11 protein-coding genes and 2 rRNA genes are annotated in these 14,068 nt (G+C 65.5%); 10 read left to right on the plus strand and 3 right to left on the minus strand.

Annotated features, from left to right (window positions below; genetic code table 11):
• Positions 1-104 precede the first annotated feature (104 nt).
• From LRD69_RS14615 to LRD69_RS14655, 9 genes are all read left to right on the plus strand, one after another.
• Entirely contained in the window at positions 105-950 is an 846-nt protein-coding gene (locus LRD69_RS14615) for a helix-turn-helix transcriptional regulator (protein ID WP_277327011.1), read from the plus strand.
• An 11-nt stretch (positions 951-961) separates the two neighbouring features.
• Positions 962-1,150: a DUF397 domain-containing protein gene (locus LRD69_RS14620; RefSeq protein WP_277327012.1), complete on the plus strand. Its 189-nt coding sequence runs from the start codon at positions 962-964 to the stop codon at positions 1,148-1,150.
• Positions 1,143-1,394, plus strand: coding sequence for a DUF397 domain-containing protein (locus tag LRD69_RS14625; protein WP_277327013.1), 252 nt, complete (start codon positions 1,143-1,145; stop codon positions 1,392-1,394). Before LRD69_RS14620 ends, LRD69_RS14625 begins: the two co-directional genes overlap by 8 nt.
• Positions 1,395-1,681: 287 nt before the next feature.
• A complete protein-coding gene (locus LRD69_RS14630; protein WP_030924923.1) occupies positions 1,682-1,996 on the plus strand; it encodes a hypothetical protein in 315 nt (104 codons plus the stop codon).
• A gap of 184 nt (positions 1,997-2,180) precedes the next feature.
• Positions 2,181-3,056, plus strand: coding sequence for a hypothetical protein (locus tag LRD69_RS14635; protein WP_277327014.1), 876 nt, complete (start codon positions 2,181-2,183; stop codon positions 3,054-3,056).
• Positions 3,046-4,410, plus strand: a complete 1,365-nt coding sequence (locus LRD69_RS14640; protein WP_277327015.1) for a hypothetical protein — start codon at positions 3,046-3,048, stop codon at positions 4,408-4,410. Before LRD69_RS14635 ends, LRD69_RS14640 begins: the two co-directional genes overlap by 11 nt.
• On the plus strand, positions 4,407-5,957 hold the full coding sequence (locus tag LRD69_RS14645; RefSeq protein ID WP_277327016.1) for an SCO6880 family protein: 1,551 nt from the start codon (positions 4,407-4,409) through the stop codon (positions 5,955-5,957). The genes LRD69_RS14640 and LRD69_RS14645 overlap by 4 nt, the downstream gene beginning before the upstream one ends.
• A gap of 19 nt (positions 5,958-5,976) precedes the next feature.
• Positions 5,977-7,395, plus strand: a complete 1,419-nt coding sequence (locus LRD69_RS14650; RefSeq protein WP_277327017.1) for an ATP-binding protein — start codon at positions 5,977-5,979, stop codon at positions 7,393-7,395.
• Position 7,396: 1 nt separating this feature from the next.
• Entirely contained in the window at positions 7,397-8,884 is a 1,488-nt protein-coding gene (locus LRD69_RS14655; RefSeq protein ID WP_277327018.1) for a type IV secretory system conjugative DNA transfer family protein, read from the plus strand.
• 112 nt (positions 8,885-8,996) lie between these two features.
• Here LRD69_RS14655 and LRD69_RS14660 read toward each other — a convergent pair whose 3' ends face one another.
• Positions 8,997-9,557, minus strand: a complete 561-nt coding sequence (locus LRD69_RS14660; protein WP_277327019.1) for a GNAT family N-acetyltransferase — start codon at positions 9,555-9,557, stop codon at positions 8,997-8,999.
• Positions 9,558-9,640: 83 nt separating this feature from the next.
• Here LRD69_RS14660 and LRD69_RS14665 point away from each other — a divergent pair, with 83 nt between their 5' ends.
• The gene (locus LRD69_RS14665; RefSeq protein WP_277327020.1) at positions 9,641-10,429 is read left to right on the plus strand and encodes a GNAT family N-acetyltransferase; all 789 of its coding nucleotides are present in this window, start codon (positions 9,641-9,643) and stop codon (positions 10,427-10,429) included.
• 62 nt (positions 10,430-10,491) lie between these two features.
• Here LRD69_RS14665 and rrf read toward each other — a convergent pair.
• Positions 10,492-10,608, minus strand: a 5S ribosomal RNA gene (gene rrf / locus LRD69_RS14670).
• A gap of 79 nt (positions 10,609-10,687) precedes the next feature.
• Positions 10,688-13,809, minus strand: a 23S ribosomal RNA gene (locus LRD69_RS14675).
• Positions 13,810-14,068: the final 259 nt, after the last annotated feature.

The raw sequence follows: 14,068 nt of genomic DNA on the forward strand, positions 1-14,068 counted from the left end.
CATCAAACGTAGCGATCCACGGCTAACGTGTTAACCGATTCCCGGGGAATCCATAAACTGACACCCTTGTGGGTGACCAGCCGCTCAAGGAGGCGAACACTCCCGTGAGAACCAACCCAACGGGTCGCCAACTCCGATTCGGCAGCGAACTGCGCAAGCTCCGCGAACGCGCCGGCCTCACCGCCACCCAGGCAGGTCAACTGCTGGGCGTGAAGCAGAACCAGATCAGCAACATGGAGGCCGGTCGCGTCGGCGTGAGCCCCGAGCGGGTACACACGCTTGCCTGCCACTACGACTGCACGGACAAGGGCCTCGTCACAGCGCTCGGCGAGATGACCGCCGACCGTACGCGCGGCTGGTGGGAGGAGTACCGGGAGATCCTGCCCGCACCCCTGCTCGATCTGGCCGAGATCGAGCACCATGCGCATCGACTTCGCACCGCTGTCACCGTCCACATTCCCGGCCTCCTCCAGACCGCGGAATACGCGCGCGAAGTCTTCCGCCAAGACGTACCGGAGCTGTCGCCGCCCGACATCGAGCACCGCATCTCCTTCCGTATCAAGCGGCAGGCAGTCCTGTTCCGCGAGTCACCGACGCCACACCAGGCAGTCGTCCACGAAGCCGCGCTGCGGATGCAGTTCGGCGGCGCAGCGGTGACCCGCCAACAGCTTCGGCACCTGCTGGACATGGGCGAGCGGGAGCACATCACCCTCCACGTGATTCCGTTCTCGGCGGGAACCTTCGCCGGGTCCGGTCAGTCGATCTACTACTTCTCCGGGCCGGTGCCCCAGCTCGACACCGTCAATCTCGACCAGTCGCACGGGCCCGTCTTCCTCGACGCCGAGGCTCAACTGACGAAGTACCGCGTACTCCTCGGCCGCATGGAATCCACAGCACTCGACGCCGACCGTTCGCGAGACTTCATCCACAACATCGCCCGCAGCCTGTGAAGGAATCCACGATGGACGCTCCCACCTGGCAGAAGTCCTCCTACTGCGCCCAGGGGAACTCCTGCGTGCACGTAGCAGCTCACCACGGCACGATCAACGTCACCGAGAGCGGCGATCCCAGCGGAGCGATACTCCGCATCACCCCCGCCGCCTGGGCCGCGCTCATTCGAACCGTCAAGGACGGCACCTGCCGTGGCTGACCCGGCGATCCCGGCCGACCTCACCTGGATCCGCGCCGCACCCGACGGCGAACAGGGGCCCGGCCCCTGGATCGAGGTGGCATTCGGGCCGGGCGAGTTCGTCTATCTACGGGAGACCAGCGACCCCGGCAACGTCGTGACGACCACCATGACGAAATGGGATGCCTTCACCAAGGGAGTGACGGCCGGCGAGTTCGACCACTTCGCGGAGCACGACCGCGCGGGCTCGGACACTCCCTCCTGACCGCCCGTCATCTCGCGCTTTCGGCCCATGAAGTGGGTGTCGGCCAGGGTGGCGGGATGCCGATCATTGCCCAGGGTCACGCTCCGTGATACACAGAGTAACCATACGTGTTCGGTCACACACCGATTCGATCCGCAGGTCAGGGCGGTCGAACCGGTCAAACGTGCGGGGTTCGAGGAAAGAGAGCCGCCAAGTCGTCGTGCGAGAGCGGTTTCATCAGCGAAGATAGAGGGTGACCCGTGCCATGTGGCAGGGGCATGAACTACCCAACAGGGGCGGTGACTTACATGGTCCTGGCAGCTGACACTGATAAGGGCGGTATCAGCACCATCATCAACGGCATCGCGCCCAAGTGGGGGCCGTTCGGAGCCCTGGGCGACGAAGCCAAGGTGATGATCGAGGTCGTCATGGCCGTCGCCATCCTGCTCTGCTTCGGCATCGCCATCTGGGGAGCGGCCAAACAGCGCATCGGTGCCACGGCGCTGCGCGACACGTTCAGCGCCGAACAGGGCAAGGGTCTGATCGTTGCCGGTCTGACCGGTGTGTTCATCATCGGATCGCTCGGGACCCTGTTCACCATCGTCTATGGCATGGCCATCTAGCCGCCCGTCAGCCTGATCGGGGCTCCGTCCACCGCACCCGACTCCCACACCATCCGTCCGTCGTGCCCACCGACAGAGGTTGTGTCTCCCTGATGTCGAGTCACCACACCGCACTCACGCGGGAACCAGCACGGCTACCGTCGTACTACGCGGAATCGCACACGGTTGAGGGGGCCTACGCGGTATGAGTCATGGTGACGGTCACGGCTACGGCAGCGATTCCGGTTCAAGCCGTACCGATGATGGATACAGCACCCTCGGTGGTACGCGCCAGACCCGTACCCGATTCCCTGAGGGCGGCGGCGACGGCTACGGCAGTACCCGCCGGCCGGCCCGCAGCTCACGATCCCTGGTGATGGTCGTCGGCGTGGTCGTTCTGCTCATCTCGGCTATCGCATTCGCGAACATGGGCGGGGGCACGGACGACGCCTCGGGCGGCAGCGGGCGCGGCGACAGCAAGGCGGGCGCGGCACCGACGGCGGCGACGGGGACGAAGCCGGTGACGGGAAAGAACGGCACGGTTCCGTCGGGCTTCGCCCATGACGAGCAGGGTGCGCAGAGCGCGGCCGCAAACTACTCCGTTGCGCTCGGCTCCGCCGATATGTTCGACGGGGATCGTCGCCGCCAGATCGTGAACGCTGTGTACGCACCTGATGTGGCCGCTGCCCGCCAAGGCGACCTGGACAAGGTGTACTCCGGCGAGGCGTTCCTCACGAGCATCGGGCTGAACGAGGACGGCACCGCCCCAAGCGGCATGACCTTCATCTCGCGCTCCAACCCCGCCGGCACCAAGGTCGTGAAGTTCAGCGGCGACACAGCAAGTGTCGCCGTTTGGTACTCCGCCCTTTTCGGACTAGCCGGTGAAGGCTCGAAGAACCCCGTGTCCGAAAGCTGGTTCACCAACACCTTCGAGTTGGCGTGGATGGATGGCGACTGGAAGATCACCGATTTCACGCAGAAGGACGGCCCTGTCCCGGTTGGCCGTGACCAGGCCGCATCCCCCGCCCAGGAGATGGCCGACGCCGTGGAACAGTTCGGAGGGTTCACGTATGCCCGGTAATCGATCTCGCCACGCCCTCTCCCTGGCCACGGTCGTGTCAGGCCTGCAGCTCGCTGTCGTACTGCTGGCAAGTCGCGCGTTCGCCGAGCCCTCTCCTAGCCCATCGCCGAGCAAGAGCAACAACGCATGCGATCTGATTCGCGGCCCGGCGAGGAACTACTGCGAAAACGGCGACGCCGGCAGCCCCAAAACCGTCTCCCCCGACGACGCCACCAACGCCCTCGACCCCCTCTCCTCCCTCGCCCGCGGCTGCGCCGACGCCGCGGCCTGGATCGTCGGCAAGCTCAGCGACGCGGTCAAGGGCACTGCGAACGTCGACTTCACGAACCCCAAGTTCCTCCAGCAGTACGCGGTCATCTTCGCGGCCTCCACCGTGCTCACGCTGGTCCTCTGGCTGCTCGCCGTCGCCAAGCGCGCCATCCGCGGCGTCCCGGTGGCCACCGCGATCTCCGAGGCCGTCGGGTTCCTCTGGCTGACCGTGCTCGCCTCCGCGTTCACGCCGCTGATCCTCTACACGGTCGTCTCGGCGACCGACGGTGTCACCGACGTCATCGCGTCGTCCTCCGGCGGGCAGACGGACGTCTTCTTCGGGTCGTTCGCCGAGGCGCTCAGCAAGGGCTCGGACATCGGTGGCGGACCGATCATGCTGATCGTCGTCTCGCTCGTCTCGATCCTCGCCGCGGGCGTGCTCTGGCTCGAGCTCGTGATCCGGGCCGCGCTGCTCTACGTCGGCGCGCTCCTCGGTGTCGTCGTCTACTCCGGACTCGTGGACAAGAACATGTGGGGCCACGTCCGCCGCTGGGCAGGCATCATGATCGCTGTGATCATGGTGAAGCCGGTCATCGTCATCGTGCTCGGGCTGGCCGGAGCGCTCTCCTCCGACGGCGGCCCGAACGCGTTCTCCGCCGTCGTCTCCGGCCTCGCCATCATCCTGCTCGCGATCTTCGCCTCGGCGATGATCTACCGGTTCGTGCCCGGCTTCGGCGACGAGATCCAGGGCGCCCGCACCAACCGCAAGCAGGCCACCGACGGCGCCCAGGCCGCCGCCCTGATCAGCTCGCCGGCCGCCCTCGTCTCGCAGGGCATCAAGACCCACAGCAGCCGCAGCGGAGGCGCCGACAACAGCGGAGGCGGCAGCGGCGGCAGGCCCGCCAATCCGGTCAGCGGCGGGGTGGCCGCGCACAGCTCCCGCAACCCCGGCGGGAGCGGGGTCGGCGGCGGATCTGTCCCCTCCGCCGCACCTCCGCCCCGCAGCGGGTCCGGCCCCACCGCCGGCACCCCCCACAGCAGCCGCAGCCCGCGCGGCGGATCAGGTAACTCAGGCACCAACCGCACAGGAGGTGGAGGGCGTTGACGACCCAGTCCCATCCGGTCGCGCCCCGCCGCACGTATCTCATCGGCCGGGCCCGGCCGAACGCGATCGTCGGCAAGAACCGCGAGACCGGCGAGATCGCGCTGATCATCGCCGGCGCGTTCCTCGGCATGATGAGCGGGCTGATCGTCCCCGTCCTGTCCCTGCGGATCGTGCTCCTCACGGGCTTCCCGCTGCTGGCGCTCGCCATGGTGTACGTCCCGTACAAGCACCGCACCTTCTACAAATGGTTCGAGATCAACCGCAGCTTCAAGCGTTCTCTGCGCCGCGGCACGACGTACCGGTCCGCAGCCATGGAAGCGGGCGTACGGGCCGACGGCCGTGAGGTCGAGATCGGACCGCCCCCGGGCATCGGACGGATCAGCTGGCTGGCCGCCCCCTTCGGCCCGGACGAGATCGCCGTACTGCTGCACGCCGACCGCCGCACCGTCACCGCCGCGATCGAGATCGAGGGTCCCGGCGTCGGGCTGCGCGACAGCGAGGACCAGGAGGCCCTGGTCGACCGCTTCGGCACACTGCTGAAGCATGTGGCCAACGGCGACGGCTTCGTGACCCGCGTTCAGATGCTGGCCCGCACCCTGCCCGCCGACCCCGACGCCCACGCCAAGGACGTCGCCCAGCGCGGCGACCAGTCGTCCCCGGGCTGGCTGCAGGAGTCGTACGACCAGCTCCAGTCGATGGTCTCGACCTCCAGCGAACAGCACCGCGCCTACCTCGTCGCATGCATGCACTACGGACGCGAACTCGCCGCCGAGGCCAACGCCATGGCCCGCGCCGCCCGCCCCCAGGCCGGCCGCAAGCTCGACCGGGACGCCGGCCTCGCCGTCGTCATGGCACGTGAACTGACCGACATCTGCGCCCGCCTCGCCGAGGCGGACATCCGGGTGCGCCAGCCGCTCGGCCAGAGCCGGCTCGCGTCCCTCGTGCACTCGATGTACGACCCCGACCACCCCATCGACCACATCCAGGCGATGACGAAGCGCAACGCCTGGCCCGCCGAGCTGGACGCCGTCGAGCCGACGTACCTGCAGGCCAAGACCCGCGAATCGGCGACCCGTGCCCCTTGGTGCCACGCCACGGCCTGGGTGAAGGAGTGGCCGATGACGCCCGTCGGCGTCAACTTCCTGGCCCCGCTCCTCGTCCACACACCCGATGTCATCCGCACGGTCGCGGTCTGTATGGACCTCGAACCCACCGAGGTCGCCATCGAGCGCATGCTCACCGAGAAGACGAACGACGAGGCCGAGGCCAGCCGCCAGGCCAAGATGAACCGGACCGTCGACCCGCGCGACATCGCCGCCCACGGCAGGCTCGACCAGCGGGGTGAAGATCTCGCGAGCGGAGCGGCCGGAGTGAACCTCGTGGGGTACATCACCGTGTCGTCGCGATCACCCGAGTCCCTCGCCCGTGACAAGCGGACGATCCGCGCCTCGGCCGGCAAGTCGTATCTGAAGCTGGAGTGGTGCGACCGCGAGCACCACCGCGCCTTTGTGAACACCCTGCCGTTCGCCACCGGCATCCGTCGCTAACCGAGAGGGCAGTCACGCCATGCGAGATCCGCTGTCCGCATTGTCGGATGCCTTCGCCTCCTTCCTCTTCGGGAAGGTGGAGACGACCAGGCTGCCCGTACGCACCTCGACCGGCCAGGCGCAGGCCGTCTACCTGCCCACCGCCGCCCCCGGCCTCGGCGACTCCGGCGTGATCATCGGCCGCGAGGTGTACTCCGGCAAGGGCTACATCTACGACCCCTTCCAGCTGTACGGACAGCAGCTCCCCGCCCCGCACTGGCTGGTGCTCGGGGAGTCCGGCAACGGCAAGTCCGCGCTGGAGAAGACGTACGTGCTCCGCCAGCTCAGGTTCCGTGACCGCCAGGTCGTCGTCCTCGACGCGCAGGGCGAGGACGGCGTCGGCGAGTGGAACCTCATCGCCCAGGAGCTCGGCCTCACCCCCGTCCGGCTCGACCCGACCTCGGCCATGAACGGCGGGATCCGGCTCAACCCGCTGGACCCCTCGATCACCACGACCGGCCAGCTCGCCCTGCTCCGCACGATCATCGAAGTCGCGATGGGGCACGGCCTCGACGAACGGTCCGGGTTCGCGCTGAAGGTCGCGCACGCCTACGTCAACGAGACGATCACCGACCGGCAGCCCGTGCTGACCGACATCGTCGAGCAACTGCGCCACCCGGAACCCGAGTCCGCCGAGGCGATGAACGTCGACATAGACGACGTACGGGCCTGGGGTCTCGATGTCGCCCTCGTCCTGGACCGGCTGGTCGACGGCGACCTGCGCGGCATGTTCGACGGCCCGACCTCCGCAGGCATCGACCTGGACGCACCACTGATCGTCTTCGACCTGTCGCACATCGACCGGAACTCGATCGCGATGCCGATCCTGATGGCGATCGTCGGCGTCTGGCTGGAGCACACCTGGATCAGGCCCGACCGGAAGAAGCGCATCTTCCTGGTCGAGGAGGCCTGGCACATCATCAACTCGCCGTTCGTCGCCCAGCTCTTCCAGCGCCTCCTGAAGTTCGGGCGACGCCTGGGTCTGTCGTTCGTCGCCGTCGTCCACCACCTCAGCGACGTGGTCGACGGGGCCGCGGCACGTGAGGCGGCGGCCATCCTCAAGATGGCCTCGACCCGCACGATCTACGCGCAGAAGGCCGACGAGGCCAGAGCGACGGGGCGGGTGCTCGGCCTGCCCCGCTGGGCGGTCGAGATCATTCCCACCCTCACCCCCGGCATCGCGGTATGGGACGTCAACGGCAACGTACAGGTCGTCAAACACCTGATCACCGAGGCGGAACGCCCCCTCGTCTACACCGACCGCGCCATGACCGAGTCCTCCGCCGCCGACCTGCGCCCGGAGGACGTACGCGCCGCAGACCTGGAGGCGGAACAGCGCGCGGCACGCATCGAGCACCAGCAACGGCTGAACGAGTCGTCCGAGTCAACGGTGGCATGACATGGCGGGTCGCACTCCGGACCGGGGCAACGAGCAGGGCACCGGCGGCATCCCCGACGGCCTGCTGGTCGGCCTGCTGGGCTTCCTGCTCGGGCTGACGGTCCTGGTCTGGACGGCCACCGGCATGTCCGGCCTGTTCGCCCACGGCGCCTGGCCGAAGGGCGTCACCTTCACCGAGACCCCGCTCGCCATGCGCCGACTGGCGGCGTCACCGCATGACATCCCGGCCGCATGGCCCGACACACCGGTGGGCGAGCTCTCCGGATACGGGCTGTTCTGGGGCCTGTTCATCGGTGAACTCATGGTGCTCATGGTGCTGACGGTGTTCGTGATGGGGGTGGTGACCCGCTGGCGCGCGGTACGCACCCAGCGCCGGCACGCACGGCAGACGGCACGCACGGAACACGACGAGCCCGTCATGATGCAGGCACTCGTCCCCGAACAGGCGCCGGCAACCACGGCCCCGACACCCCCAGAGGCTGCGGCAGAGGTCGGAACCGGGACGCCCAGCACACCCGGCGCACCCAGCACGGCGGAAACCCTCCCTCTCCCCCCGGCCGTCCCCTCCCCCCGTACGCCGCACATCGTCTACGGCCCGGCCGCCACCCGCCGCCCCACCGTCGTACAGGCCATCCGGGAAGCCGACGGACCGGCGCTGGTCGTCACCTCGGACCCCACGGTCTGGGCCGAGACGAAGGATGCCCGCGCCAAACTCGGCCCGGTTCTCGTCTACGACCCGGGCCATCTCTGCGACACCCCGGCCCGCCTCCACTGGTCCCCCACCGCCGGGTGCGAAGCACCGGACACGGCAGCCGCCCGCGCCCTCGCGCTCCTCGCCCCGGTCCGGCCGCAGGCCCGTATCGACGCCATGACGGCGGAGACCGCGGAGACCCTCCTCCAGTGCTGGCTCCACGCCGCTGCCATAGACGGCCGCCCGTTCCGTCAGGTCCACCGCTGGGCCCTCGGCTCCAGCGCCCACGAACCGGTACGCCTGCTCCGTACACACCCCAAGGCCTCCTCCGGACTCGCCGGCCTGCTGGAGTCCGCGCTCACCGGCCACCCCGAACGCAGGGAGATGGCCCAGGAGTTGACGGTACGGGCCTTCGCCGCGCTCTCCTCGATCCACATCCGCGAAGCCTGCACACCGAACCGATCCGATGCGCTCGCACTGGAATCTTTTACAGGCGAAGGGGGCACTCTTTATGTGGTTGGTGAACCCATCGAGGATCCTCGCTCCGCCCCGGGTGCGATGCCTCTGCTCACCGCCCTCGCCTCACACGTGGTCGAGCACGGCCGCCGCATGGCCGCACGGTCAACCGACGGTCGGCTCGACCCACCAATGACGCTCGTCCTCGACGACGTCGCGGCCGTGGCGCCCGTGCCTCAGCTCCCGGAGCTGCTGTCGACGGGCCAGGACCAGGGCCTGCCGACGCTGGTCCTGCTCCGCTCCGAGGAACAGGCCCGCGCCCGCTGGTCGTCCCCGCTCTGAGCCGTCGAGCGACGGGCATCGCGTGTGCGGGCCTCCCCGGTCCCCCGGGGAGGCCCTGCCGGCAGCCATCCGGTCCGGGCTGACAGCCTTCAGCCAGCCGTTGCCGTCGGCATCAGGCGGGCCGGACGATCTCGTACTCCAGCTCCAGCGACGTCGGATCGTCCGGTACGGCGAGGGTCTCCCCGGTCGGTGCGAAGCCGAACCGGCGGTAGAACGCAGCGGCCCGCGGGTTGCTCTCGTGCACATAGAGACGCACCCGCTGGATCCGCGGCTCGCCCAGTGACCACGCCCAGTCGACCCCGGCCCCGAACAGCTGCTCGGCAAGGCCGGTTCCCCGCGCCTCGGGCCGTACGAAGACCCCGACCACGTGGGCCTGGTCGACCTCGGCGGGCTCGCCGAATCGCAGATCCCCGTCCGGTCGCTCGACGAGCACAGTGATCGTGCCGGCCCAGCTCCCGTCGGGCGCCTCGGCGACGAACTGACGCTTCTCGCCGTCGCCGTCCTCCGCCGCACCGGCAGCCCGCGCCTGCCAGAAGCTGTCGGGCTGGGACACCCCTTGCTCGTACGTCTCCAGGAACGCCACTGGAGCCACAGGATCCTGCAGAGCCGCGAGCCTGATCTCCTTGGCCAGCGGCCATTCCTCGGCACGTACGGGGCGAATCACATAGTCCATACGCCGATCCTGTCCCGCGCCCCGCGCCCAGGCAATCGAATTCGCATGCCCGTCCAAATCTCGGGCTCGTACTGTGTACTTCCGTGACAGACATGAAAGGCCTGCTCGCGGCCTACGACGAGCAGATCCGCGGTGCATCGCCCCACCCGCCGGCAGGGGTCGTCCATGAAGAGGACGGGCCCCTCATCCGGACCGTCGGCCAGTTCCGCGGCTTCATCAACGCCCCACGTGACGTGGGCGTGCGGGGCGCCGCACTCGACGAGCTGATCGTGCGTCAGCGTGACTACTTCGCCGCGCGCGGGGAGTCGGTGGAATGGAAGACGCGGGGCCACGACCTCCCCGCCGACCTCCCCGAGCGGCTGCGCGCGGCCGGTTTCGTTCCGGAGGACGAGGAGACCATCCTCATCGGTCTCACCAAGGACATGGCATCACCGCCCGTGCTCCCGGACGGCGTTGCACTCCGCCAGGTCACCGAGGCCGCCGACATGCACCGCATAGCGGCGATGGAGTCGGCGATCTGGGGCGAGGACCTGAGCATGATCGGCGACGATCTGGCAGGCCGGGTGGCCGTTGCCCCTGACGACATCGCCGTCCTGGTCGCCGAAGCCGGCGGCGAGCTCGTCTCCGCGGCCTGGCTGGTCTTCAGGGAGGGCACCGAATTCGCCGGTCTGTGGGGTGGTTCCACCCTCTCCGAATGGCGAGGACGCGGCATCTACCGAGCACTGGTCTCCGCCCGTGCCGAGATCGCGGCAGCCCGCGGAGTCACCTATCTGCAAGTGGACGCATCCGACGACAGCGCACCGATCCTGCGCCGTCTCGGTTTTCACGCAGTGACCACGACGACCCCGTACATATGGTCACCATCGAATTGAGCAACTCCCCGTGAACGCAGAAAAGCCCCGCACCAGAGGTGCGGGGCTTTTCCGGAATAATTGTTCGGCGGCGTCCTACTCTCCCACAGGGTCCCCCCTGCAGTACCATCGGCGCTGAAAGGCTTAGCTTCCGGGTTCGGAATGTAACCGGGCGTTTCCCTAACGCAATGACCACCGAAACACTATGAAATTAACCAACACCGGACAACAACACGGCCGTTCGTTATTTCAGAACTAACACAGTGGACGCGAGCAACTGAGGACAAGCCCTCGGCCTATTAGTACCAGTCAGCTCCACCCGTTACCGGGCTTCCACATCTGGCCTATCAACCCAGTCGTCTACTGGGAGCCTTAACCCCTCAAGGGGGTGGGAATACTCATCTCGAAGCAGGCTTCCCGCTTAGATGCTTTCAGCGGTTATCCTTTCCGAACGTAGCCAACCAGCCATGCCCTTGGCAGAACAACTGGCACACCAGAGGTTCGTCCGTCCCGGTCCTCTCGTACTAGGGACAGCCCTTCTCAATATTCCTACGCGCGCAGCGGATAGGGACCGAACTGTCTCACGACGTTCTAAACCCAGCTCGCGTACCGCTTTAATGGGCGAACAGCCCAACCCTTGGGACCGACTCCAGCCCCAGGATGCGACGAGCCGACATCGAGGTGCCAAACCATCCCGTCGATATGGACTCTTGGGGAAGATCAGCCTGTTATCCCCGGGGTACCTTTTATCCGTTGAGCGACAGCGCTTCCACAAGCCACTGCCGGATCACTAGTCCCGACTTTCGTCCCTGCTCGACCCGTCGGTCTCACAGTCAAGCTCCCTTGTGCACTTACACTCAACACCTGATTGCCAACCAGGCTGAGGGAACCTTTGGGCGCCTCCGTTACTCTTTAGGAGGCAACCGCCCCAGTTAAACTACCCATCAGACACTGTCCCTGATCCGGATCACGGACCCAGGTTAGACATCCAGCACGACCAGAGTGGTATTTCAACGGCGACTCCACAACCACTGGCGTGGCTGCTTCAAAGTCTCCCACCTATCCTACACAAGCCGAACCGAACACCAATATCAAACTGTAGTAAAGGTCCCGGGGTCTTTCCGTCCTGCTGCGCGAAACGAGCATCTTTACTCGTAGTGCAATTTCACCGGGCCTATGGTTGAGACAGTCGAGAAGTCGTTACGCCATTCGTGCAGGTCGGAACTTACCCGACAAGGAATTTCGCTACCTTAGGATGGTTATAGTTACCACCGCCGTTTACTGGCGCTTAAGTTCTCAGCTTCGCCGACCCGAAAGTCAGCTAACCGGTCCCCTTAACGTTCCAGCACCGGGCAGGCGTCAGTCCGTATACATCGCCTTACGGCTTCGCACGGACCTGTGTTTTTAGTAAACAGTCGCTTCTCGCTGGTCTCTGCGGCCACCCCCAGCTCATGGAGTAAATCCAATCACCAGTGATGGCCCCCCTTCTCCCGAAGTTACGGGGGCATTTTGCCGAGTTCCTTAACCATAGTTCACCCGAACGCCTCGGTATTCTCTACCTGACCACCTGAGTCGGTTTAGGGTACGGGCCGCCATGAAACTCGCTAGAGGCTTTTCTCGACAGCATAGGATCATCCACTTCGCCACAATCGGCTCGGCATCAGGTCTCAGACTTAATGTGTGACGGATTTGCCTATCACACGCCCTACACCCTTACCCCGGGACAACCACCGCCCGGGCTGGACTACCTTCCTGCGTCACCCCATCGCTTACCTAGTACAAGTCTGGTTCGTCGGCTCCACCACTACCCTCAACTCCGAAGAGATCGGGCCGGCTTCACGGACTTAGCATCGCCTGATTCAGTATTGGGCGTTTCAAAGCGGGTACCGGAATATCAACCGGTTGTCCATCGACTACGCCTGTCGGCCTCGCCTTAGGTCCCGACTTACCCTGGGCAGATCAGCTTGACCCAGGAACCCTTAGTCAATCGGCGCACACGTTTCTCACGTGTGTATCGCTACTCATGCCTGCATTCTCACTCGTGAACCGTCCACAACTCGCTTCCGCGGCTGCTTCACCCGGCACACGACGCTCCCCTACCCATCCGCAGCGCGTTGGCCCTCAATGCTCGAATGACACGACTTCGGCGGTACGCTTGAGCCCCGCTACATTGTCGGCGCGGAATCACTTGACCAGTGAGCTATTACGCACTCTTTCAAGGGTGGCTGCTTCTAAGCCAACCTCCTGGTTGTCTCTGCGACTCCACATCCTTTCCCACTTAGCGTACGCTTAGGGGCCTTAGTCGATGCTCTGGGCTGTTTCCCTCTCGACCATGGAGCTTATCCCCCACAGTCTCACTGCCGTGCTCTCACTTACCGGCATTCGGAGTTTGGCTAAGGTCAGTAACCCGGTAGGGCCCATCGCCTATCCAGTGCTCTACCTCCGGCAAGAAACACACGACGCTGCACCTAAATGCATTTCGGGGAGAACCAGCTATCACGGAGTTTGATTGGCCTTTCACCCCTAACCACAGGTCATCCCCCAGGTTTTCAACCCTGGTGGGTTCGGTCCTCCACGAAGTCTTACCTCCGCTTCAACCTGCCCATGGCTAGATCACTCCGCTTCGGGTCTTGAGCGTGCTACTAAAACGCCCTATTCGGACTCGCTTTCGCTACGGCTTCCCCACACGGGTTAACCTCGCAACACACCGCAAACTCGCAGGCTCATTCTTCAAAAGGCACGCAGTCACGACCCACATCCGAAGATGTGAGCGACGCTCCCACGGCTTGTAGGCACACGGTTTCAGGTACTATTTCACTCCGCTCCCGCGGTACTTTTCACCATTCCCTCACGGTACTATCCGCTATCGGTCACCAGGGAATATTTAGGCTTAGCGGGTGGTCCCGCCAGATTCACACGGGATTTCTCGGGCCCCGTGCTACTTGGGTGTCTCTCAAACGAGCCGTCAATGTTTCAGCTACGGGGGTCTTACCCTCTACGCCGGACCTTTCGCATGTCCTTCGCCTACATCAACGGTTTCTGACTCGTCTCACGGCCGGCAGACCGCAAAAGAGAGATCCCACAACCCCGCATGCGCAACCCCTGCCGGGTATCACACGCATACGGTTTGGCCTCATCCGGTTTCGCTCGCCACTACTCCCGGAATCACGGTTGTTTTCTCTTCCTGAGGGTACTGAGATGTTTCACTTCCCCTCGTTCCCTCCACACTGCCTATGTGTTCAGCAGCGGGTGACAGCCCATGACGACTGCCGGGTTTCCCCATTCGGACACCCCCGGATCAAAGCTCGGTTGACAGCTCCCCGGGGCCTATCGTGGCCTCCCACGTCCTTCATCGGTTCCTGGTGCCAAGGCATCCACCGTGCGCCCTTAAAAACTTGGCCACAGATGCTCGCGTCCACTGTGCAGTTCTCAAACAACGACCAGCCACCCATCACCCCACCCACAAGGGCGAGTTCACTGGGGCCGGCAACCGAAGGACAGACTCAAACGAGCCCGTACCCTCAGATACCCAACAACGTGCCCGACACGACCGACCATTCTCCACGTTCCACGCCGAAGCAGTACTGGTGAACAACAACCTGTCGTGCCGAATAGTCAACGTTCCACCCATGAGCTAACCACCGTCGAACATTTGCCGAC

Origin of the sequence: Streptomyces sp. JH14, from assembly GCF_029428675.1 — a bacterium.
In the GTDB taxonomy this organism is placed as follows: Bacteria; Actinomycetota; Actinomycetes; order Streptomycetales; family Streptomycetaceae; genus Streptomyces.

Bases quoted from the DNA above. Each gene is read 5' to 3' on its own strand.
- LRD69_RS14650 (WP_277327017.1), top strand. From the start codon at position 5,977: ATGCGAGATCCGCTGTCCGCATTGTCGGATGCCTTCGCCTCCTTCCTC.
- LRD69_RS14660 (WP_277327019.1), bottom strand. From the start codon at position 9,557: ATGGACTATGTGATTCGCCCCGTACGTGCCGAGGAATGGCCGCTGGCC.
- LRD69_RS14620 (WP_277327012.1), top strand. From the start codon at position 962: ATGGACGCTCCCACCTGGCAGAAGTCCTCCTACTGCGCCCAGGGGAAC.
- LRD69_RS14635 (WP_277327014.1), top strand. From the start codon at position 2,181: ATGAGTCATGGTGACGGTCACGGCTACGGCAGCGATTCCGGTTCAAGC.
- LRD69_RS14630 (WP_030924923.1), top strand. From the start codon at position 1,682: ATGGTCCTGGCAGCTGACACTGATAAGGGCGGTATCAGCACCATCATC.
- LRD69_RS14655 (WP_277327018.1), top strand. From the start codon at position 7,397: ATGGCGGGTCGCACTCCGGACCGGGGCAACGAGCAGGGCACCGGCGGC.
- LRD69_RS14640 (WP_277327015.1), top strand. From the start codon at position 3,046: ATGCCCGGTAATCGATCTCGCCACGCCCTCTCCCTGGCCACGGTCGTG.